At 73.4% G+C, this 21,194-nt stretch carries 21 protein-coding genes and 1 tRNA gene; 13 read left to right on the forward strand and 9 right to left on the reverse strand.

Features of this window, described 5'->3' with window-relative positions; all coding sequences use genetic code 11:
- Nucleotides 1-76: 76 nt before the first annotated feature.
- Nucleotides 77-152, reverse strand: a tRNA-Ile gene (locus tag ACYCO6_RS15270).
- Nucleotides 153-189: 37 nt separating this feature from the next.
- Nucleotides 190-831, reverse strand: a complete 642-nt coding sequence (locus tag ACYCO6_RS15275; protein WP_459772648.1) for a DNA-3-methyladenine glycosylase family protein — start codon at nucleotides 829-831, stop codon at nucleotides 190-192.
- A gap of 208 nt (nucleotides 832-1,039) precedes the next feature.
- Here ACYCO6_RS15275 and ACYCO6_RS15280 point away from each other — a divergent pair, with 208 nt between their 5' ends.
- From ACYCO6_RS15280 to ACYCO6_RS15290, 3 genes are all read left to right on the forward strand, one after another.
- The gene (locus tag ACYCO6_RS15280) at nucleotides 1,040-1,597 is read left to right on the forward strand and encodes a metallophosphoesterase (protein ID WP_459772649.1); all 558 of its coding nucleotides are present in this window, start codon (nucleotides 1,040-1,042) and stop codon (nucleotides 1,595-1,597) included.
- Nucleotides 1,598-1,671: 74 nt separating this feature from the next.
- Nucleotides 1,672-1,962 carry a hypothetical protein gene (locus ACYCO6_RS15285; protein WP_459772650.1) on the forward strand — a complete coding sequence of 97 codons (291 nt, stop codon included), beginning with the start codon at nucleotides 1,672-1,674 and terminating at the stop codon, nucleotides 1,960-1,962.
- A gap of 55 nt (nucleotides 1,963-2,017) precedes the next feature.
- Entirely contained in the window at nucleotides 2,018-2,269 is a 252-nt protein-coding gene (locus tag ACYCO6_RS15290) for a hypothetical protein (protein ID WP_459772651.1), read from the forward strand.
- Nucleotides 2,270-2,554: 285 nt separating this feature from the next.
- On the opposite strand, the gene ACYCO6_RS15295 is transcribed toward ACYCO6_RS15290, so the two are convergent.
- Both ACYCO6_RS15295 and ACYCO6_RS15300 read right to left on the reverse strand, forming a co-directional pair.
- Nucleotides 2,555-3,316 (reverse strand): sigma-70 family RNA polymerase sigma factor, encoded by a 762-nt coding sequence (locus ACYCO6_RS15295; protein WP_459772653.1) that lies wholly within the window; start codon nucleotides 3,314-3,316, stop codon nucleotides 2,555-2,557.
- Nucleotides 3,317-3,423: 107 nt separating this feature from the next.
- Entirely contained in the window at nucleotides 3,424-4,416 is a 993-nt protein-coding gene (locus ACYCO6_RS15300; RefSeq protein ID WP_459772654.1) for an SDR family oxidoreductase, read from the reverse strand.
- A gap of 167 nt (nucleotides 4,417-4,583) precedes the next feature.
- Here ACYCO6_RS15300 and ACYCO6_RS15305 point away from each other — a divergent pair, with 167 nt between their 5' ends.
- The 7 genes from ACYCO6_RS15305 to ACYCO6_RS15335 all read left to right on the forward strand — a co-directional run bounded on the left by ACYCO6_RS15305 (nucleotide 4,584) and on the right by ACYCO6_RS15335 (nucleotide 10,940).
- Entirely contained in the window at nucleotides 4,584-5,753 is a 1,170-nt protein-coding gene (locus ACYCO6_RS15305) for a YihY/virulence factor BrkB family protein (protein WP_459772655.1), read from the forward strand.
- Between the two features lie 201 nt (nucleotides 5,754-5,954).
- Nucleotides 5,955-6,140, forward strand: a complete 186-nt coding sequence (locus ACYCO6_RS15310) for a hypothetical protein (protein ID WP_459772657.1) — start codon at nucleotides 5,955-5,957, stop codon at nucleotides 6,138-6,140.
- Nucleotides 6,141-6,152: 12 nt separating this feature from the next.
- On the forward strand, nucleotides 6,153-6,863 hold the full coding sequence (locus tag ACYCO6_RS15315) for a Crp/Fnr family transcriptional regulator (RefSeq protein WP_459772659.1): 711 nt from the start codon (nucleotides 6,153-6,155) through the stop codon (nucleotides 6,861-6,863).
- Between the two features lie 112 nt (nucleotides 6,864-6,975).
- Nucleotides 6,976-8,265, forward strand: a complete 1,290-nt coding sequence (gene larC / locus ACYCO6_RS15320; RefSeq protein WP_459772661.1) for a nickel pincer cofactor biosynthesis protein LarC — start codon at nucleotides 6,976-6,978, stop codon at nucleotides 8,263-8,265.
- Nucleotides 8,262-9,083: an ATP-dependent sacrificial sulfur transferase LarE gene (gene larE / locus ACYCO6_RS15325; protein WP_459772663.1), complete on the forward strand. Its 822-nt coding sequence runs from the start codon at nucleotides 8,262-8,264 to the stop codon at nucleotides 9,081-9,083. Before larC ends, larE begins: the two co-directional genes overlap by 4 nt.
- The gene (gene larB, locus ACYCO6_RS15330) at nucleotides 9,080-9,760 is read left to right on the forward strand and encodes a nickel pincer cofactor biosynthesis protein LarB (RefSeq protein ID WP_459772664.1); all 681 of its coding nucleotides are present in this window, start codon (nucleotides 9,080-9,082) and stop codon (nucleotides 9,758-9,760) included. The genes larE and larB overlap by 4 nt, the downstream gene beginning before the upstream one ends.
- Before the next feature lie 55 nt (nucleotides 9,761-9,815).
- A complete protein-coding gene (locus ACYCO6_RS15335) occupies nucleotides 9,816-10,940 on the forward strand; it encodes an aldo/keto reductase (protein ID WP_459772665.1) in 1,125 nt (374 codons plus the stop codon).
- 274 nt (nucleotides 10,941-11,214) lie between these two features.
- On the opposite strand, the gene ACYCO6_RS15340 is transcribed toward ACYCO6_RS15335, so the two are convergent.
- Entirely contained in the window at nucleotides 11,215-13,491 is a 2,277-nt protein-coding gene (locus ACYCO6_RS15340) for a xanthine dehydrogenase family protein molybdopterin-binding subunit (RefSeq protein WP_459772667.1), read from the reverse strand.
- A 143-nt stretch (nucleotides 13,492-13,634) separates the two neighbouring features.
- Complete coding sequence (locus ACYCO6_RS15345; protein WP_459772669.1) at nucleotides 13,635-14,204, reverse strand: PepSY domain-containing protein; 570 nt, start codon at nucleotides 14,202-14,204, stop codon at nucleotides 13,635-13,637.
- 205 nt (nucleotides 14,205-14,409) lie between these two features.
- Here ACYCO6_RS15345 and ACYCO6_RS15350 point away from each other — a divergent pair, with 205 nt between their 5' ends.
- The gene (locus ACYCO6_RS15350; protein ID WP_459772670.1) at nucleotides 14,410-15,648 is read left to right on the forward strand and encodes a pyridoxal-phosphate-dependent aminotransferase family protein; all 1,239 of its coding nucleotides are present in this window, start codon (nucleotides 14,410-14,412) and stop codon (nucleotides 15,646-15,648) included.
- Nucleotides 15,649-15,686: 38 nt separating this feature from the next.
- Nucleotides 15,687-15,935 (forward strand): hypothetical protein, encoded by a 249-nt coding sequence (locus ACYCO6_RS15355; protein ID WP_091780848.1) that lies wholly within the window; start codon nucleotides 15,687-15,689, stop codon nucleotides 15,933-15,935.
- 7 nt (nucleotides 15,936-15,942) lie between these two features.
- Here the strand turns inward: ACYCO6_RS15355 and ACYCO6_RS15360 are convergent, their stop codons facing one another.
- Complete coding sequence (locus tag ACYCO6_RS15360; RefSeq protein ID WP_459772672.1) at nucleotides 15,943-16,707, reverse strand: SDR family NAD(P)-dependent oxidoreductase; 765 nt, start codon at nucleotides 16,705-16,707, stop codon at nucleotides 15,943-15,945.
- A 400-nt stretch (nucleotides 16,708-17,107) separates the two neighbouring features.
- On the opposite strand from ACYCO6_RS15360, the gene ACYCO6_RS15365 reads away from it, so the two are divergent.
- Nucleotides 17,108-17,443 carry a hypothetical protein gene (locus tag ACYCO6_RS15365; RefSeq protein ID WP_459772673.1) on the forward strand — a complete coding sequence of 112 codons (336 nt, stop codon included), beginning with the start codon at nucleotides 17,108-17,110 and terminating at the stop codon, nucleotides 17,441-17,443.
- Nucleotides 17,444-17,457: 14 nt separating this feature from the next.
- Here the strand turns inward: ACYCO6_RS15365 and ACYCO6_RS15370 are convergent, their stop codons facing one another.
- Nucleotides 17,458-18,231: a GNAT family N-acetyltransferase gene (locus tag ACYCO6_RS15370; protein ID WP_459772674.1), complete on the reverse strand. Its 774-nt coding sequence runs from the start codon at nucleotides 18,229-18,231 to the stop codon at nucleotides 17,458-17,460.
- Between the two features lie 2 nt (nucleotides 18,232-18,233).
- Nucleotides 18,234-21,074: an amino acid adenylation domain-containing protein gene (locus tag ACYCO6_RS15375; protein WP_459772676.1), complete on the reverse strand. Its 2,841-nt coding sequence runs from the start codon at nucleotides 21,072-21,074 to the stop codon at nucleotides 18,234-18,236.
- Nucleotides 21,075-21,194: the final 120 nt, after the last annotated feature.

A 21,194-nucleotide genomic window follows, 5' to 3' on the forward strand; every position in this document is an offset into this window, starting at 1 on the left:
CGAGGGCACGGCCGGCATCAAGGAACCGGCGATCAGCGGGATCGGGCCGATCGGATGTTAGGCCGCGCAACCCGGATGGTGGGCCCGGCAGGACTCGAACCTGCAACCAGACCGTTATGAGCGGCCGGCTCTAACCATTGAGCTACGGGCCCGGGAGGCGCCGACGGATAGCCGATCCCCGGCCGTCCGTCACCCGGATTCCGCCGCGAAGGCGGCGGGCTCGGCGGGCGCGACGGCCGTGTCCTTGATGTGCCACAGATAGCGGGCCAGGATCGAGCGGTAGGGCGCGAAGCCGGCCGCTACCGCGCGCGTATCCGCGTCGCCGGTGAGACGGCGCAGGCAGCCCACCGCCGCCACGTCGCCCTCGGGCCAGATGTCGGGGTCGTGGAAGTGGAAGATGCCGACCATGTCGGCGGTCCAGGGGCCGACCCCGCGGATGCCGCACAGGATCGCGGCGCGCTCGGGATGCGGCCGGCCCGCGAGATCGGGGCCGAGCAGGCCCGCCGCCTCGGCCGCGACGATCGCCCGGAGGGCGCGGATCTTGTTGCCCGAGATGCCGCAGCCTCGCAGCAGATCCGCGTCGCCGGCCTCGAACAGGCCGCGGGGGCTGGAGCCCGCCGCCGCGGCTGCGGCCTCGATCCGCGCCCAGATCGCCGCGGCGGCCCGGGTGGAGAGCTGCTGGTTCACCACCTCGACGAACAGGCGGTCGGCGACGTGCCGGTGCGCCGGCGGTGCGATGCGGATCGGGCCGGCCTGCACCAGGGCGGCCCGCAGCGGCGGATGCGCCTGGGCCGCCGCCAGAAGATGCGCGTAGATCTCGGGATCGAGCATCGCTTCATCTCCCATCGGGGACCCGCCTGTCCAGGGCGCGGCCGGCCCCGCGCCGCGCGGCGGTCAGAGCCTGCGACCGGGGCGCGGTCCGGGGGCAGGATGCGGCGCAGCCTTGCTCGGGGCGCGACCCGGCCCACCTCGCTCCGGAACCGCAGGGCGGGCCGCGGCGGTATCGGATGGCTGCGATCACGGATCTCCTCTCGGCACCATGACGATCTTCTTCACCGCGGACACGCATTTCGGCGATCCGTACATCCTCCGGCAGCGCCGGGCGCGGTTCGGCAGCGTCGAGGCCCATGACGAGGCCCTGGTCGCCGGTTGGAACGCTGTCGTCGGCCCGGAGGATGCGGTCTGGCACCTCGGCGACTTCGCCGCCCATGCGAGCCGGGCGCATTGCGCGGCGATCTTCGCGCGGCTGAACGGCACGAAGCGCCTCGTCCGGGGCAACCACGATTCGAACCGCGTGCTGGATCTGCCTTGGGCGGAACGCCCCGTGGACAGCATCCGCCTGTCGGTCCCGGACGCGCAGGGGCGGGAGCACCGCCTGTTCCTGTCGCATTACGCGCACCGGGCCTGGCCGGGCCTCTGGCGGGACACGCGCCACCTCTACGGCCACAGCCACGGCCGGCTGCAAGACACCACCCGCTCCTGCGACGTCGGCGTGGACGCGTGGGGCGACCGCCCGACCACGCTCGATGCCATCCTGGCGCGCCAGGACGCGGCCGCGCTCGTGCCGGAGGAACTCGCCGCCCGCGGGCTGCGCTGACATCCGGCCGCCGGCGCGGGCGCGCCCTATCTCAGCTCCGACGCACCGGATCTTTCGCGGGAGGCCCTGCAGCCATGACCGACACGCCCTCTCCCCCGCCGGAATGGACCGCGGCCGCGGCGCGCGCCGGGACCGAACTCCACCTCGGAACCGATTTCGCCGGCATGGATGCGGCGGCCTGGGAGCAGGTCTGCCGCCGGGTCGGGCAGATCCTCGCCGGGACGGGCCCGGCCCTTCCGCCCGGCTGGGAGCGCGCGCTGGCGCGGGCCGTGGGGCGCCCCGACCCGGACGAGCTGGCCCGCGACGCGGCCGACACCGTCCTGGCCGAGAAGGGCGAGGTGTTCGCGCCCGAGGACGACGCCTGAGACTTCGCGCCGCCGGGTGGTTGCCGCCGCGCGGGTGCGGGCCGATGTAGAAGGCATGCCTCAGCCCGAACGCCAGCGCGCCGCCCCGAGACGTCCCGCACCTGCAGCCTCCGGTTCCGCGCCGAAGGCCCTCCGGGTGGTCCCGATCCCGAGCAGCAGCCCGGTCCTCGACGGGCCGACGCGCCTGCGGCTCGGTCACCAGCTGCGGGCGATGTATGATCCGGTGATCGACGAGGCTCTGGATCCGCGGCTGGCGGAGCTGCTCCAGCAGCTCGACGCGGACCGGGCCGGCGGCGCCTCGACCTGAGGGACCGAGAAGGCTCCCGCCGGCGGATCGGGGGGATGTCGCGCCGACGGGAGCCGAGCCGAGCCGACGGAGCGACCCAACCCGTTTCATATCGCCCAGGAGCGACCCTGGGCGCTTTTACCTAAGTCAAATTTTACGCCGAATACAGCTGGAGAAGTGCCGGATAGGCGTATTCGGCGTTGGAAAAACCCGTCGACCGAATTCATGGTGAAGCCCGCCCGACCGTTCGGTTTGGCCGGGGTCGACGGATCGGGGAAGGGCTATTCGCGTCGTCTCGGGGGCGGATCAGGCCGAGGCGCCCGTCACCGAGAGCATCACGCCGTCGCTGCCGATCTCGGCCCCACTGTAGCCGAGCATCCGCGCGAGCTGCTCGCGGGCGCGCCAGACCCGGCTCTTCACGGTGCCGATCCGGCAGTTCATCACGGCGGCGGCTTCCTCGTAGCTCAGGTTCTCGATCGCCACGAGGACCAGCGCCTCCCGCATCACCGGCGCGAGCCGGTCGAGGGCGGCGCGCACGTCCTGGAGGTCGAGATGGCCGCCCTGCTCCGGGATGCTGGTCAGCCGCTCGGCATGGTTGCCGTCCGAGTCGGCGATCTCGCGGCCCTGCTTGCGGTGCTGGCTGTAGAACACGTTGCGCAGGATCGTGAACAGCCACGCTTCCAGGTTGGTGCCGGGCGAGAAGCCGCCCCGGCCGCGCCAGCCGCGCAACAGGGTGTCCTGCACGAGGTCGTCGGCCGTCGCCGGGTCGCGCGTCAGCGAGACGGCGAAGCGGTGCAGCGCCGGCACCACCTCCAGCAGCCCTGCGCGGAATGTCGCCTCCCGCTCGCCCTCGGCCTGCGCGAGGGCGGCGTCGAGGCGAGCCAGCAGGTCGGCGAAGCGGTCCGAGGCGGCCCCCGGCGCCGGGCCGAGCCGGTCATAGGTGAGGCCGAGCAGGGTCCCGAGGTGGATCCGCACGGCTTCCGGCAGGCCGTATCGGGCATCCTCGGCGGGGTCCTCCGTGAGGTCCTCGGCGGGATCGAGGAGGGATGAGCCTTCGGTGTCGGGCATAAGGTCCGGTCGTCGGCGAGCGGGCCGGTTGCGCCCGTGGGACCGGTTGTGGCGCGCACCGGCCGCCCATGCCGCAACATGGGTTAACCGATCTCCCGGAACGCGGATCAGCCGCGGGCGCCGAGCCGGCGTGCCGCCGCGACCCCGACCAGCAGGGCCGCGCAGGCTCCGGCAGCAGCGAGGCCGGCGCTCAGCGTCCCGGCATCGGGCACGCCCTTGCGGGCCCGCCAGCCCCCGTCGGTGCCCGTCCCCTGGGGCACCGGCTCGCGCAGGGCGCCGTGCGTGCGTGGGCCCGGATCGGCCCGGTCGAGGGCGCGGCGGAAGCCGAGGCCCATGAGGTGCTCGGTCGAATACGGGGCCAGGGCGTAGCCCACCTGCGCGAGGCGGGCCGGCCAACCCACCGCGACCTCGTCGCGCGGATGCCGTACGAGGCGCAGGTAGGTCTCGGCCACGGTCTCGGGCGCGTAGAACAGATGGCCGGGATTGAGCCGCTTGCCGGTGACGTTGGCGCCGTGCTCCAGGCCCGGCGTGTCGACGATGGCCGGGAACACGGCGCAGACATGGATGTCCCGGTGCCGGGCGAGTTCCTGGCGCAGGCTCGCCGAGAAGCCGCGCAGGCCGAACTTGCTCGCCGTGTAGGCGGCCGCGAAGGGCGTCGGCGCCCAGCCGCCCATGGAGACCGTGTTGATCAGCGTGCCCCGGCCCCGGTCGAGGAAGTGCGGCAGCACCGCGTAGGCGCCGTGGAGTGCGCCCAGCAGGTTCACCGCGATCGTCTGCCGGTGCAGGTCGAGCGGCGCGTCCAGCAGGGGCCCGAACACGCCGACGCCCGCATTGTTGATCCAGACGTCGATGCCCCCGAAGGCGCGGATCGCGGCTCCGGCCAGCGCCTCGACCGCCCCCGGATCGGTGACGTCGGTGGGGACCGCCAGCGCCTCGCCGCCCGCCGCACGCAACGCCCGGACGATGTCGTCGAGGACGCTGGCCCGGCGCGCGGCCAGGACCACCCGGGCGCCCCGGGCCGCGAAGGCATCGGCCGCGGCACGGCCGATGCCGCTCGAGGCCCCGGTGATGACGACCGTGCCGCCGTTCAGGCGCGCCATGTCCGCGCTCCCCATGTCCGCGCTCCCCATCGCGTTGCAACTGCAGGGCGAACCGTTGCGCGTGGAGCGGCGTTCCCCATTCCAACTGCGGCCATTCGGACGGGCCTTCCCGAACGCGCTCCCGAATGTCCGCCCTGACGTTGTCTCGAAGCGCGCCGAGGTCCGCCATGCCAGCCCCCGATCCAGCCCGCACCGAGGCCGCCGGTCCGGAGGGGCACGCCTCGACGGTCTGGACGCTGGCGCTGGCCACCGCGCTGATCGGCCTGGTCGCCCTGCCGCGCCGGTCGGCGCGGCCGATCGAGGGGCCGATCGAGAGGACGTCCGGCCAGGACGGGGCGCGCCGGCCCTCACCCTCGCATGCGGGCGGTGAGGCTCAGGCGGTCGCCCGGACCCAAGCCGATCGCGGCCGCGGCGCCGCGGGGCCGACCGAGATCCCGGCCAAGGGCTGGAAGGACATCGCCCTGCGCACCTATCACGACATCGGCGAGAACCGCCTGTCGCTGATCGCGGCCGGCGTCACCTTCTTCACGCTCCTGGCGATCTTCCCGGCGGTGGCGGCTCTCGTGTCCTGCTACGGCCTCGTGGCCGACGCCTCGACCATCAACGACCAGCTCGCCAGCCTCCAGGGCCTCCTCCCCCAGGGCGCCATCGAGATCGTCGGCGACCAGGTCAAGCGGCTCAACGAGAACGGCAACACCACCCTCGGCCTCAGCCTGCTCATCAGTGTCGCCCTGTCGGTCTGGAGCGCCAACGGCGGCGTGAAGCACGTCTTCGACGCGCTCAACCTCGTCTACAATGAGCGCGAGAAGCGCAATTTCCTCGTGCTCAACCTCGTCTCCCTCGCCTTCACGGCGGGCGCGCTGCTGTTCCTCGTCCTGGCGCTGGCGGCGATCGTGGTTCTGCCGGTGATGCTCGCCTATGTCGGGCTCGGCACGAATGCGTGGTGGCTGACGTGGCTGCGCTGGCCGGCCTTGCTCCTGGCGGTCCTGCTCGGGCTCGCCCTGCTCTACCGCTACGGCCCCAGCCGGGACGCGCCGCGCTGGCGCTGGGTGACGCCGGGCGGCGCCCTGGCGGCCGTGCTGTGGCTCGTCGCCTCGGCCCTGTTCTCCTGGTACGTCGCCCATTTCGGCAGCTACAACAAGACCTACGGCTCGCTCGGGGCGGCGATCGGCTTCATGACCTGGATCTGGCTCTCGACCATGATCGTGCTGGCCGGCGCCCAGGTGAATGCCGAGATGGAGCACCAGACTGCCGAGGACACCACGGTCGGCGAACCGCGGCCCCTGGGCGCGCGCCGGGCCCGCATGGCCGACACGGTGGGCGCCGCCGCGGAATAGGGGTCTCAGAGAGAATCCGTGACAACGCCGCGGACCGGTGCCGGAGACGATCCGGGACTTGTCTCGCCCGTCGCGAACAGTCCGGAGAGGCGACTTAACACAGGTTGGCGCGCATTTTCCCGGCCCGGGCACAAGCCAATCAAGAAGTTCCGGACCTTGAGGTTCGGAAGACGGTTTGCCCCCCTGCCAGTAGAAATATCCGTGCTGCAATTCTTCATCGATATCTCCGACGGCGCTGCCGGGCGGGACGACGCGGCTTGCCCGCCGCGGGACCGCGCCGTCAGGCGCGACGCGGCGGGGTGCCCGGTCCCGGCCGCGTCGCGCCTCGACGCGTCGGACCGGCGGCGTGAGGCCGGCTCGCAGGGCGCAGGCGCGGCTGAGATCTGACCGGAGAAGGACGTGGATAACCCGTTCGTGCGAAAGATGGAGCGGCACGTCCGGCTCGCAGCCGAGGACCGCGCCCTGCTCGACAGCCTCGCCCGCCAGCACGTCCGCCACATCGCGCCGCGTCAGGATATCGAGGGGCAGCACAGCGATCCGACCCACACCCATCTCGTCCTCGACGGCTGGGCCTGCCGCTACAAGCAGTTCCCGGACGGCCGGCGGGCGATCGTCTCCCTGCTCCTGCCCGGCGACATGTGCGACCCGTTCGTGTTCCGCCGGGCGCGCATGGACCACGCCATCGCGGCGCTCACCCCGGTCACCGTCGCCCGGATCGCGCCGGACCAGGTTGGCGACGCGATCCGAGGCCGGCCGGCCGTCGAGGAATGCCTGTGGCGGGAGATGCTCTCCACCATCGCCATCCACCGCGAGTGGATCGCCAGCGTCGGCCGCCGCTCGGCGATCGAGCGTCTGGCGCACCTGTTCTGCGAGCTGCACTGGCGACTCGCCCGGGTCGATCTCACCGACGGGAACACCCTGCCGATGCCGGTGACCCAGCCGGACCTCGCCGACGCGCTCGGCCAGACGAGCGTGCACATCAACCGGACCCTGAAGGAGCTGCGGATCAGCGGCCTGATCGCCCTGCGCAGCCGGCGCCTGACGATCTGTGACCTCGACGGATTGATGGAGCGCGGGCTGTTCGATCCGGCCTACCTGCAGCTCGCCTGAGCGCGGCGGGCGATACGCCGCGGCGGCGCGGTGGCCTGCCGAACCTTGCCTTGGGGCCGATGCGGCCGATCTGAGCGGGACCTTCCTTCCGGCACGGGCCGACCGACAGACGATGCACATCCATCTCGACGCGCTCGGCGGCGTGGCCGGCGACATGTTCGCCGCGGCCCTGCTGGACGCCTTTCCCGAGCACCAGGAGGGCGTGCGCGCGAGCGTGCGGGCCGTCGATGCGCGGATCGCCTGCGCGGCGCGGCCGCACAACGACGGCATCCTGAGCGGGCTGCGCTTCGCCGTCTCGGCCCCCGGCGCGGGGCAGGGCCACGCGCCGCCCCGTCACGAACACCATCACCACGCCCACCACGCGCACCACGATCATGCCCACTCGCACGATCACGGGCCCGACCACGGCCATCGGCCCTGGTCGGAGATCCGCGCCACGCTGGAGGCGGCGGATCTCGCGCCGGCGGTGCGGGCACACGCGCTCGGCATCTTCGGCCACCTCGCCGACGCGGAGGCGCGGGTTCACGGCATCGCGGTCGAGGCGGTGGCGTTCCACGAGGTCGGCGCCTTCGACTCGATCGCCGATATCGTGGCCGCCGCCCACCTGATCGCCGCGCTGGAGGTGCGGAGCTGGAGCGTCTCGGCCCTGCCGCTGGGCTCCGGCCGGGTGAGGACCCAGCACGGCCCCCTCCCCGTCCCGGCCCCCGCCACGACGCTGCTGCTCGAAGGGTTCTCCACCCTCGACGACGGTATCCCGGGCGAGCGCGTGACCCCCACCGGCGCGGCGATCCTGCGCCATCTCTGCGGCAACGATCCCGGGCGATCCCGGCCCCGGGGGATCCTCGGGCGCACCGGCATCGGCTTCGGCACGAAGGTCCTGCCGGGCCTGAGCAACTGCCTGCGCGCCCTGGTGCTGGAGGACGCAGCCGCCGGTCCGGGAAGGCGGGAGCTCACGGTCATCGCCTTCGAGGTCGATGACCAGTCCGGCGAGGATCTCGCCCTGGGCCTCGACCGGCTGCGCGGGGAGCCCGGAATCCTCGACGTCGTGCAGATGCCGGTCATCGGCAAGAAGGGCCGGATGATGGCCCGGATCCAGGCCTTGGTGCGTCCGGAGAGCCTGGAGGCGGCGATCGAGGCCTGCTTCCGGGAGACCACCACGATCGGCCTGCGTTACCACCGGGTGGCGGGCGCGGTGCTCGACCGTGAGGCCCGCACGGTGGAGCATGCCGGCCGGCCGGTCCGGGTGAAGATCGTTGATCGGCCGGGCGGGCGCACCGCCAAGGCCGAGGCCGACGACGCCCGCGACCATCCGGGCCACGCCGTCCGGGTCGCCTTACGCCGCGAGGCCGAGCGCCTCGCCCTGGAACAGCAGCCGGCGCAGCAGCCGGAGGAGGAGCGGTGACGCGCCAGCATCTCGAATCGGTCCTGGCCGGGCTCGGCCCCGTCGCGGTGGCGGTGAGCGGCGGGGTCGACAGCCTGACGCTCGCCACCCTCGCCCACCGGCTGGCGCCGGGCGCGACCCTGGTGGTCCACGCGGTCTCGCCGGCCGTGCCGGAGGAGGCGACCGCGCGGGTCCGTGCCGAGGGGGCCCGCGAGGGCTGGGCCCTGCGGGTGATCGAGGCCGGCGAGTTCGCCGACCCGGCCTACCGGGCGAACCCGGTCAACCGCTGCTTCTTCTGCAAGACCAATCTGTACGGGGCGATCCGGCGCGTCACAGACCGGCAGATCCTGTCGGGCGCCAACCGCGACGATCTCGGCGAATACCGCCCCGGCCTCGATGCCGCCCGGGAGCACGGCGTCCGCCACCCCTACGTGGAGGCCGGATTCGACAAGGCTTCCGTCCGGGCGCTCGCCCGCGACCTCGGCCTCGGCGCCGTGGCGGAGCTGCCGGCGGCGCCCTGCCTGTCGAGCCGGGTCGAGACCGGCATCGCGATCGAGCCGGAGATTCTGGGCTTCATCCACGCCGTCGAGCGGCTGGTGGGCGGGGCGCTCGATGCGGACAGCGGCGCCAAGCGCGCGGTCCGGTGCCGGGTGCGCGCCGAGGGCGTGGTGGTGGAACTCGATCCGGCGAGCCTCGCGGCCCTGGCTGCGGAGGATCGCGAAACGCTCGGGGCGGGCATCCGGGACATCGCGCCGGCGCGTCTCGCCGGCCCGGTCCGGTTCGCGCCCTACCGGGTCGGCAGCGCCTTCCTGGTGCAGCAGCGAGAGGCCCGGTCGTGAGCGTCGCGGAGGAATTCACCCTCGATTTCGCCCGGCCCGAGCGGATCGGGCTGGAGGAGGCGATCTTCTGCGCCGGCAAATCGCCCGAGCAGATCGACGCGATCCTCGAGGTCGCCGGAGCCCGGGGCGCCTCGCTGCTCCTCACCCGCCTCGACCCGGAGAAGCGCGACCGGCTCCGGGACGCCGCGCGGCTCGACTACTGCCCGGTCTCGCGCACGGCGGTGTTCGGCGAGGCGCCGCGGATCGCGGGCCCGGCCCGCGTCGCCGTAGTGGCGGCCGGTACCTCGGACGTGCCCGTCGCCCGCGAGGCCTTGCGGACGCTGGCCTATGCCGGCCGGGCCGCGTCGCTCTTCGCGGATGTCGGCGTCGCCGGCCTGTGGCGGCTGACCACGCGGCTCGAGGAGATCCGGGCGCATCCGGTGGTGATCGTCGTCGCCGGCATGGATGCGGCGCTGCCGAGCGTCGTCGGCGGCCTCGTGGCGGGCGCGGTGATCGCGGTCCCGACCTCCGTGGGCTACGGCGTCGCCGCGGGCGGGCGCGCCGCCCTGGGGGCGGTGCTGGCGAGCTGCGCGCCGGGCATCACGGTGGTCAACATCGACAACGGCTACGGCGCCGCCTGCGCCGCCCTGCGCCTGTTCCACGCGGCAGGCCGCCTCGCTGAGGAGATCGAACGATGACCCGGCGCGAACCGTTTCCAACCCCGATCCCAACATCTTTGAGCGGAGACAGCCGATGGAACGCCGCAGCTTCCTTCAGGGCGCCGTGCTCGGCGCGGGACTTTCAGGCGCAGGCCTGGCGGGCGTTGGCAGCGCGGGTGCGGCCGTGAACGCCCCCGGCCTCCCCAACACCCGCCCGCGGGACCCGGCGGACTTGCCCTTCGTCACCGATCCCGGCGAGCGCCGGGGCGAGATGCTCTATCGGTCGTTCGGCCGGACGTCGGAGAAGATCTCGGCGATCGGCATGGGCGGGTTCCACCTCGGCAAGAGCGCGGTGACCGACGACGAGGCGACGCGGCTGATCCATGCCGGGATCGATCGCGGCATCACCTTCATGGACAATTGCTGGGACTACAACGAGGGCCGCTCCGAGCTGCGGATGGGCGTCGCCCTGTCCCAGGGCGGCTACCGCGACAAGGTCTTCCTGATGTCCAAGATGGACGGGCGGACCAAGGAGGAGGCGCTCAAGCAGATCGACACCTCGCTGAAGCGCCTGCGCACCGACCGAATCGACCTCGTCCAGCACCACGAGATCCTGCGCTACGATGACCCGGACCGGGTCTTCGCCGAGGGCGGAGCCATGGAGGGGTTTCTGGAGGCGAAGAAGCAGGGCAAGCTGCGCTACATCGGCTTCACCGGTCACAAGGATCCGCGCATCCACCTGCAGATGCTGGAGGTCGCCGCCGAGCGCGGCTTCCACTTCGACTCGGTGCAGATGCCCGTCAATGTGATGGACGCGCATTTCCGCTCGTTCAGCCACCTCGTGCTGCCGTATCTCGTGCAGAACGGCATCGCGCCGCTCGCCATGAAGACCTTCGGCGACGGGGTGATCCTGAAGGCGGACGCGCCGATCAAGCCGATCGAGTACCTGCACTTCTCGCTGAACCTGCCGGTCTCGGTGGTGATCACCGGCATCCAGAACCAGCGCGACCTCGACCAGGCGTTCGAGGCGGTGAAGACCTTCAAGCCGATGGACAAGGCGGCGGTGGCCGAGCTCCTGTCGCGCTCGAAGCCCTACGCGCTGGAGGGCAAGTACGAGCTGTTCAAGACGAGCGCCACCTTCGACGGCACCGCCAAGAACGCGGCGTGGCTCGGCGACGACGTGCAGGGGGTCAAGAAGCTCGCGCCGACGATGGAGTAGGGCGCCGCTCATCGCGCGCCGCTGCCGATGTACGCCGTCATCCTGGGCTCCGCTGCGCGGCCCCGGGATGACGGTACTGCGGATGAGGCCGGCGCCGCCGTCCCACTCTCAGGCCAGGTCCCACTCTCTCCCTCATCCTGAGATGACGGAGCGTAGCGCAGGCCTCGAAGGAGGCTTCCAGCCGGCCGCGCGGTCCCTGGAGCCCTCCTTCGAGGCGGCTGCGCCACACCTCAGGATGAGGGGTTTGGGTTGGATGTCCGCGCCTGCCGTCCCATCACGCCACGTCCTCCAACCGGATCGGCAGGCTGCGGATCCGGCGGCCGGTGGCGTGGTAGACGGCGTTGGCGATGGCCGCGTTCACCCCGATGATGCCGAGCTCGCCCAAGCCCTTTAGCCCGAGGACATCCACCCGGTCGTCGGGATCGGGCACCAGCAGGACCTCCACCTCCGGCGCGTCGGCCGCCGTGGGAACGAGGTACTCGGCGAGGTCCGGATTGCGGTAGGCGGCGCCGTCGACCACCGTCTCTTCCAGCAGCGCCGAGCCCAGGCCCCAGATCATCCCGCCCATGAGCTGGCTCTTCGCGGTCAGCGGGTTGAGGATCCGCCCCGCCGCGAAGGCGCCCGTGAGCCGCGCCACCCGGATCTCCCCGGTCTCGGCGTGGACGTGGACTTCCGCGAACTGCGCCCCGAAGGCCCAGGACACAGCCTTCTCCGCCCCGCCCAGGCTGAGCCCGATATGGCCGCCGCGCAGGCCCGCCAGCGCCTTCTCCCGGTCGCCGCCCTCGGGCACGAATTCCGCGACGGTCTCGACGCCCGCGGGCCCGACCGCCTCGGCGAGCGCGATTCCCGTTCCGTCCGGGGCCACGAGCCGCCCGCCCGCAAGACGTAAGGAGCCCGGATCCCGGCCGGCGAGGCGCCCGCCCTGCCCGGTCGCGGCCTGCGCCAGGGCTTCGCGGATCTGCCCGCAGCCCAGCGCCAGCGCGCTCATCAGGCTCGTCGTCGTGCTCGATCCGCCCGAGATGCCCGCCGGCGGCAGGTCCGTGTCGCCGAGCCGGACCGTGACCCGCTCCACCTCCGCGCCGAGCCCGTCCGCCGCACCCAGGGCGAGCAGCGTGGTGATGCCGTTGCCGATCTCGTGGTGCGCGCAGGCCACCTCCGCCGACCCGTCCGGACCGAGCCGGACCCGCAGGGTCGCGGCGGCGATCTTCACCGGCCGCACCGAGGTGGCGCAGCCCAGGCCCACGCGCCAGGATCCTTCGCGCATCGCGCCGGGGCGCGGCCCCCGGCGCGACCAGCCGAAGGCCCGCGCGCCCGCCTCGAAGCAGGCCATCAGCGGTCGGGTCGAGAACGGCTTGCCGGTGACCGGGTCGATCGCGGTGTCGTTGGCCCGGCGCAGGGCGATCGGGTCCAAATTCAGCGCCACCGCCAGCTCGTCGACGGCACTCTCCAGGGCGAACAGGAACGGCACCTCCGGGGGCGCCCGCATGGGCCCCGGCGTGTTGCGGTCGACCCGCACGGCCCGCTCCTCGGTCCGGATATTCGGGCAGGCGTAGAGGCTCGCGGTCACCTCCGCGCCCTCCATGACGAAGGGGTCGAAGCGCGACGTCACCGTCTCGGCCTCGTGCACCAGGGCGGTGAACCGGCCCGTCCGGTCGGCGCCGAGCCGGATGCGGTGGCGCGATTCCGGCCGGTAATTGGCGATGGTGAAGCATTGCCGCCGGCTCGGCACCAGGGAGACCGGCCGACCGAGGCGCCTGGCCGCCAGGGCGACGAGGGCCGTGTGCTGCGACAGCGCGAATTTCGAGCCGAAATGGCCGCCGATCAGGCCCGCCACCACCCGCACCCGCGCGGGGTCGAGGCCGAGCTGCGCGGCGAGCCCGTGCTGGACGGCGCCGACGTAGCGGGTCGGCTCGTGCACGGTGAGCCTTTCGCCGTCCCAGGCGGCCCGGGTGGTGAACAGCTCGATCGGGTTGTGATGCTGGACCGGGGTCTCGTAGCGCGCCTCGACCCGCACCGCCGCGTCCCGCAGGCCCGCCTCGGCGTCGCCCCGTTCGATGTCCTCGTGATGGGACTTCAGGTCGGCGAGGCGCACGGTCTCGGCGCCGGGCGCGTCGAAACCGCCGGCGGCGGGCTCGGCCGCGTAGGCGACCCGGACCGCGCCCGCCGCCGCCTCGGCCGCTTCTCGCGTCTCGGCCACGACCAGCGCCACGATCTGGCCGGCATAGGCCACCGCGTCGGAGTCGAGGGGCCGGTGCGCGCTGTTGGCGAAGCCGCCGGCCATCAGGTGCTTCACCGGCGCCACCGCCCCCGCGAAGTCCCGATGGGTGAAGATCGCTAGAAGGCCCGGCACCCGCTCGGCGGCGTCGAGGTCGAACCCGGTGATGCGGCCCCGGGCGACCGTGCTGGTCACCAGGGCGGCGTGGGCCGTGTCGGTCTCCGGCCCGGTGAGGTCGGAGCTGTAGAGGGCCCGGCCGGTGACCTTGTCGGGGCCCTCCACCCGGGTATGGGCCCGGCCGAGGTGCCTACCGGATTCCAGCGCGCCCGCATCCATGCCGCCCTCCCCGTCCGCGGCCGCTCAGGCCGCATCGCGCGAGGAGAATCGCCGAGGGGACCGTTCGGCTCCGCGGGCGGCGGGGCGACAGGATGCAGCGGCGGGGGGCGTCGGCCGCGACCCCGCCGCGTCGTCCGTCGGGCTCAGTCGACGACCTTGCCGTCCGGGCCGACCTTGACCGTCTGGTCCTTGTCGGCGCCGGCCACCTTGATCTCGTACTGGACCGAGGAGCCGTCCTTCTCGACCTCGGCCTCGTAGGCCTTGCCGCCGCCGGCCTTCTGCTCGGCGATGGCGAGCGCGTCCTTCAGCGAGGTCTTGGCGTTCTGGAAGTCGGAGGCCTTCAGCCGGGTGAAGTAGCGCTCGATCGGCTGGTTCTCGGTCTTGTAGAGCGCGCCGGTATCGGCGTTGATGCCGTATTCCACCAGCTTGCCGCTCGGGTACACGACCTTGATCGCGTAGTGGGCCGGGTCCTTGCTGCCGGCCTTCTCGAAATCGGCGTCGATGGCGCGGCCGCCCTTCTCGTCGCCCTGCGACTCGGCGGTGGCGAGCGCTTGGGCGAGGCCGACCTTGGCGACCTTGGCGACCTGCCACTCCTTCATGTTGCTGTCGGCCTTGGAGGCCGGCTCGGCGGGGGCGGGGGTGGCGGTCTGGGCCAGGGCGAGGCTCGCGGAGAGCGCGAGCAGGCCGGCCGCGGCGGTGAGACGGGTGATCATGGCGGGATGCCCTTTTGCGGGTTCGTTCACGGGAGCGTGAAACGCCGGGTCAGGAAATCCGGTTGCCCGCCGCCGGAAAAAATCCCTCTCTCGTTACCGGCTTGATCGAAGCGCCCGGGATGCCTAGCACCGGTTGCGCGACCGCGACGTGGCCGGAGGCTTGCGTCGCCCGGCCGGGAATGCGGCACAGCAAGGAAGGCAGCCCGTGCTCGAGCAGATCGGCGAAATCGACCCGCCTCAGCGGCTCCTGATGGGTCCCGGCCCCGTCAACGCCCATCCGCGCGTCCTGCGCGCCATGTCGGCGGACCTCCTCGGGCAGTTCGATCCCGAGATGACCGCCTACATGAACGAGGTGATGGCCCTCTACCGCCCGATCTTCGGGACGGAGAACCGCTGGACCTTCCTGGTGGACGGCACGGCCCGGGCCGGGATCGAGGCGGCCCTGGTGAGCCTGGTCGCCCCCGGCGAGCGGGTGCTGGTGGTCAATTTCGGCCGGTTCGGGCTGCTGCTCACCGAGATCCTGGAGCGGGTCGGCGCCCAGGTCATGACCGTGGACGCGCCCTGGGGTGAGGTCGTGCCCCTGGAGGCGATCGCGGAGGCGGTGGCGCGCTTCGAACCGAAGGTGGTGGCGACCGTCCATGGCGACACCTCCACCACCATGGCCCAGCCGCTGGAGGGCCTCGGTGCACTCTGCCGCCGGGCCGGCGCCCTCTCCTATGTCGACGCCACCGCGACCATCGGGGGCATGGCGATCGAAGCCGACCGCTGGGGCGTCGACGTGGTGACCGGCGGCCTGCAGAAATGCCTCGGCGGCCCCTCGGGCTCTGCCCCGATCACAATCTCGCCGGCGGCGGCGGAGCGGATCTTCGCCCGGCGCCATGTGGAGCACGGCATCCGCCGCGACGATATCGACGACGGGCTCGGGGTGCGGATCGGCTCGAACTACTTCGACCTCGCCATGATCATGGATTACTGGTCGGAGAAGCGCCTGAACCACCACACCGAAGCGACCACCATGCTGTACGGCGCCCGCGAATGCGCCCGCGTGGCCCTTGCCGAGGGGCTGGAGGCCCGCTACCGCCGGCACGCGGCCGCCGGACGCGCCGTGGCCGCGGGCGCGCGGGCGATGGGGCTCACGGTGTTCGGCGACGACCGCTACCGTATGACCAACGTCACCGCGCTCCTGATCCCGGAGGGCATCGACGGCGAGGCGGTGCGGCGCCGGATGCGGGAGGATTTCGAGATCGAGATCGGCACCGCCTTCGGGCCTCTCGCCGGCAAGGTCTGGCGGATCGGCGCGATGGGCTACAACGCCATGAAGCACAAGGTGCTGATCACGCTCGGCGCCCTGGAGGCGGTGCTGCGGGCCGAAGGTTTCCAGCTCCCGCCCGGCGCGGGCGTCGCGGCGGCGCTCGCCGCCTGGAACGAGACCCCGACGCGCTGAGTGCCGGCGCGCCGATTCATTCCGACACGGAGCAGGCCATGACCGCGAACGAGCCCGAACCGCTGGACGAGTTCACGCGCCTGCACGCCAAGCTGTCCGCCCTGGAGATCGTGCTCGGCGTCCTGATCGGGCGCCTGTCCGAGGAGAACCCGGAGATCCGCGAGGACGTGAAGCGCGACGTGGCGGCGATCCTGTCCGACATGCCGATCGACGGGCCGAGCGAGGAGATGATCGCCGACGAGGTCCGCCGGGCCGCCGGGGTGCTGACCAGCGTGTCCATCGGCTGAAGCGCCCTCAACGCGGCGGCATCCGCAGCGCCCCGTCGAGGCGGATCGTCTCGCCGTTCAGCATCGGGTTCTCGCAGATGTGTCGGACGAGGTCCGCGTATTCGGACGGGCGCCCCAGCCGCGGCGGGAACGGCACGCTGCGGCCGAGTCCGTCCTGCACGTCCTGCGGCAGCCCCGCCATCATCGGCGTCTGGAAGATGCCCGGCGCGATGGTGACGACCCGGATGCCGTGCCGGGCGAGTTCCCGGGCGATCGGCAGCGTCATGGCGGCGATGCCGCCCTTCGAGGCCGCGTAGGCCGCCTGCCCGATCTGCCCGTCGAAGGCCGCGATCGAGGCGGTGTTGACGATCACGCCCCGGGCGCCCTCCGCATCCGGCACCTCGCGGGTGATCGCATCGGCCGCCAGCCGAATCATGTTGAAGGTGCCGACGAGGTTGACCGAGACCGCCCGCGCGAAGGTCTCGAGCCGGTGCGGCCCGTCGCGGCCCACCACCTTCTCCCCCGGCGCGATCCCGGCGCAGTTCACGAGCCCGTGCAGGTGTCCGAAGGCGTCGAGCGCCGTCCGCACTGCCGCCTGCCCATCCGATTCGCTGGTGACGTCGGTCTCCGCGAATCGCGCCTGCGGGCCGAGTTCCGCCGCCACCCGGGCGCCGGCCTCCCGGGCGATGTCGGCCACGACCACCCGCGCGCCCGCCGCCACGAGGCCGCGCGCCGCCGCCGCTCCCAGACCCGAGCCCGCGCCGGTGACGATGTAGACCCGATCCTTGAGCATCCTGGCTTCCTCGTCCGTCCCGGGCGGCCAACGATGCGCGCCCGGCCCACGGATCTCGACGTAGCGCCGGATCGCGAAGGCCGGAAGCCGCCGCGCCTCCCGCCGAGCGCCCCGGAGGCCGCCGCACCGTCCGTCTCGGGGCGCTCCGCGCCGAACGGGGCCACAGGTTCTTCGATCCGTTCGCGACGCTGCGCGCCGGCGATGCGGGGCTCGCCGGCGCGGGCCTCTACCCGGACGGCGTTCACCTCGCCGATTACATCCGGCCAGCTGCGGAGATCGTCCGCCTGGCCGCGATCGACCCGGTCCCGCCCGGGCGCCGGGCACGCAGGACGGCCGACACGCCTTCGGAGCCCGCGGTTGGCCTGCCCGCCCCGCCCGCCGCGGCCTGGGCTACCCTCCCGTGAGGGGCAGCGCCCTGCTGGCCGCGGTCCTGCACCGGCTCGAGGGCATCCGACCGCGGAAGCGCGAGGCGGACCGGTTCGTGCCCCTGCGGCAGTGGCCCCAGGACGAGGCCGCCTGGCTGGACGAGAACGGCGCGCGGCACCCGACCGCGGCACGGGATGTCCTCTCGGCCCTGGGCGGGCGCGGGCCCCGCGGCCCCTACGCGGCGCGCCCGGAGGGCGACGGGGTGGTCGTGGCCGGGCCGGTGAGCGCGCTGGCGCTGTCCGACGCGCAGGCCGAGATCCGGTTCGTCTTCCGCGTCACGCTCTTCAGTCACGGCGAGGAGGCATTCTGAGGAGCGTCCCCGGCTCAAGGCGGGCTCGTGCACAGGAGGCTCGGTGCGCAGACCGTCCGGAACCCAACCCGGGCATAGAGGGCCTCGGTGGCGCCGCCGGCCGGGCATTGCAGGAAGACCTGGGCGGCCCCGCGCGCCCGTGCCTCGCGCAGGGCCGCGACGGTCACGGCGGTGCCCAGGCCGCGGCCCTGCCGGCCGATCCGGGTGCTGACATTGTACAGCCCGGCCGTGTCGCCGCGCAGGTAGAGGCTCGCGCAGGCGGCCGGCCCGCTCGCGTCCCGCAGGACAAGGTGAACGGGTGCGAGCCCCGGCCGCCGCCGGGCCGCCCGGAGCGCCGGCAGGTAGGTGCGGCGCAGATGCATCCGCACGGCGGGATCGTCCGACAGGTTGGCGAAGACCCCCTCGAAATCCGGTCCCGGCGCGGGCTTGGCGTACACGGCGACCGAGCCGTCGGCCGCGGACGGCGCCGGCAGAGATCGCGCCACCATCCAGCTCGCCGGGTACAGGGCGGCGGGCTCGAACAGAGCGCGGAGGGCGGCGACCTCCTCGGCGTCCCGGGCCAGGAAGGCCGGCGCCCGGGCCCGTCCCAGGGCCGCCGCGCCCGCCCAGGCGAACTGGTCGGGCCGGTGCACCCCGTAGGCGAAGTTCAGGGTCGGGTCCGGAATGCTGCGTGACCACACGTAGCCGGCCCCCCCGGGGCCGTGCTCGACGCCGTCGATCAGGGAGCCGGTGAGCGCCGCCACATGAGCGTCGCGCAGGGTCTCGAAGGCGGGATCGCCGTCGCGCATGATCAGGCTGCGCTCCAGGCGGGGGATGCCGCCGTCAGCGCGGCGATCCGCGCGTGCAGGTGCGGTGATAGCACGATGTCGAGATGGTCGGTCTCCGGCACGGTCTCCACCGAGAGGAGTCGGCCGGTGAGCGCCGTCCAGTCGATGACCGGCAGGGCGCGGGCCAGCGAATCCGCCGCCACGAAGCTGCGGATCGGCACCGAACTGGGCGGGAGACGCAGGTCCCGGAACTGGATCGCGTGGTCGACCAGCGTCCAGAGGATCCGCTCACGGCTGCCGACCTCGGGGCCGTCGGCGGGCAGCGGCTGCGGCTCGGCGGCCAGGAAGCGCAGGAACTGGATTGCGGCTTCCGGATCCATCCGGGCGCGCAGCGCCTCCCAAGGCCCGCGCATCGGCGAACGGTCGAGCCAGGCGGCCAGCATCGCCTCGTGCGTGGCCTGCTCCTCGGCCTCGATCGGGCGGCCTGCGCCGCGGGCGAAGTTGGGTTCCAGCCCGCAGGCGTCGAGCATGCCGACCCAGTCCAGGGGAAAGCCTGGGCCGAGACGCCGGGCGGTCTCGTAGGCGAGGACGCCGCCCCAGGACCAGCCCAGGAAGGCGCATCCGCCGGAACGGCCGCGCATCAGGCCGCGCACCCGCTCGGCATAGGCGCGGGCGAGATCGGCAACCGCCGGCAGGGACCGCACGTCCTCGACCAGCGAGGCGCACAGGAAGCCGTGGGCCTCCTGTTCGGGCCCGAGCGCGTCCACCAGCGGCTCGTATTCCCGGGTGCTGACGAGCAGGCCCGGGAACAGCACGAGCAGCGGTCTCCGGCTCCCCGGCCGGCCGGCGGCCAGCCGGACCATGGGAGCCAAGCCCTCCTCGGCGGACCCCGCCCCGGTATCGATCCGGGCGGCGAGCTCCGCGACGGTCGGGTCGCGCAGGAGGTCGGCGACCCCGATTCCGCCCCGGGGAGCGATGAGGCGCAGGCGCGCCACCAGCCGCAGCGCCGACAGGGAATCGCCGCCGAGATCGAAGAACCGCCGATCCGCCGCCCGGACGGGGAAGCCCAGCACCTCGGACCAGATCCCGGCGAGCCGCCGCTCCGTGGCCGTGTCGGGCGGGCGCCCGCGCCGGTCGTCGGCCGCCGGATCCGGTAGGGCGTTGCGATCGAGCTTGCCGTTGGCAGTCACCGGCAACCGGTCGAGGAGCGTCAGGCTCGCCGGCACCATGGGCTCGGGCAGATGGCGGGCGAGCGCGGCGCGCAGGCGCCCGGGCTCCGGACGGCGCCCGCGCGCCGGGACCACGTAGCCCGCGAGATAGGCGCCGCCGGGGCCCTCGCGCCGCAGCACCACGGCCTCGGCCACCCCGGGAAGCGCCCGCAGGGCGGCCTCGACCTCGCCGATCTCGATCCGGTGGCCGCGGATCTTGACCTGCTCGTCGGTCCGGCCCGCGAAGGCGAGGCTGCCGTCGGGCCGGCGCCGGACCCGGTCGCCGGTGCGGTACATCCGGCTGCCGACGGCGAACGGGTCGGGCAGGAAGCGTTCCGCGGTGAGCGCCGGCTGCCGCCAGTAGCCCCGGGCGAGGCCGCCGCCGATATAGAGCTCCCCGGTCTCCCCCTCCCCCACGGGCTCGAGATCGGGCCCGAGCACGTAGGCCGCCCGCGCCCCGACCGGGCCGCCGATCGGCGCGTAGGGCTCCTCGAAGGTCGCGTCCGGCGGCACCTTCCAGACAAACGGCGAGATCACGCACTCGGTCGGGCCGTAGCCGTTGATCAGCAGCCGGGGCTTCAGGGCGCGGCCGAGCCGCGCGAAGGTCTCGCGAGCCATGGCCTCGCCGCCGAACGAGTAGACCTGCACGGCCGGCGCCGCCCCCAGGCGCTCGGCCCAGTCGGCGAGCTGGCCGATGAAGCTCGTGGGGAAGCCCGCATGGGTCACCCGGTGGCGGCGGATCTGCGCCAGGGTCTCGGCCGCGGTCCAGAGCTCCGGGCCGCGCAGCACGATGCAGCCGCCCGCCATGAGCGGCGTCATCCAGCGCTCGTGGGCCCCGTCGAAGGCGAAGGACAGGACGTGGAGCTCGCGCGACTCCGCGTCCATCTCGTAGGCCGCCGCGGTGGCGCGGCAGTGCATGGCCAACGGCCCGTGCTCGACGAGGACGCCCTTCGGCCGTCCGGTCGAGCCCGACGTGTAGATCAGGTAGGCGGGATCTCCCGGCGCCGGCAGGTCCAAGACGGCCGAGGCCGGATCGGCCTCAGCCAGCGCGGTGGGATCGAGCCGCGCGATCCCCGCCGGAAGGGCGAGCCGCGCGGCGATCTCCGGGGTGGCGACGCAGTGCGCGATCCCGGCATCTGCCAGCATCATGTACACGCGGGCGGCCGGGTAGGCGGGATCGAGCGGCAGGTAGGCGGCGCCCGCCCGCAGGACCCCGAGCAACGCGACGACGAGGTCCGGCGTGCGCTCCAGCGCCACCGCCACGAGGTGGCCCCGTCCGATCCCGCGCGACGCGAGCCCGGCCGCCAGGGCGGCGGCCCGGGCATCGAGCGCGCCCCGGGTGAGCGTCTCCCTGCCGAACAGTACGGCCGGCCGCCCGGGCTCCGCCGCGGCGAGGCGGGCGAGCCGGGCCGGCACGCTCTCGCGGTCCGCGTCGGGCGGCAGCCCGGCCGCGGGATCGGGAACGGGCGCGTTCGCCGGATCCGCGATCCAGTCCCGGGCTGCCGCAATCCCGCAGGGGCCGTGCGCGCCTCGCCAGCCGGCGGGCAGCCCGCGTCCGGCCGGCCAGAAGGCGGCGTGCCCGCTCCGGTCGAACGCAACCACGACCGCGCCCCGGGTCCAATCCCCGATCGGCTCCTGGCCGGCCTGCCTGTCCATCGCCCGCTCCCGCGCCCCTCTGGGCTCCGCCAGGTCTGACGGTTGACCGGGCCCGCGGTTCACGGCGTGGGCCGGACGAAATCTCCTGAACCGCGGCCGGGGCCATCCGTCAGGGAGGTG

This window comes from Methylobacterium sp. CM6257 (assembly GCF_054611515.1).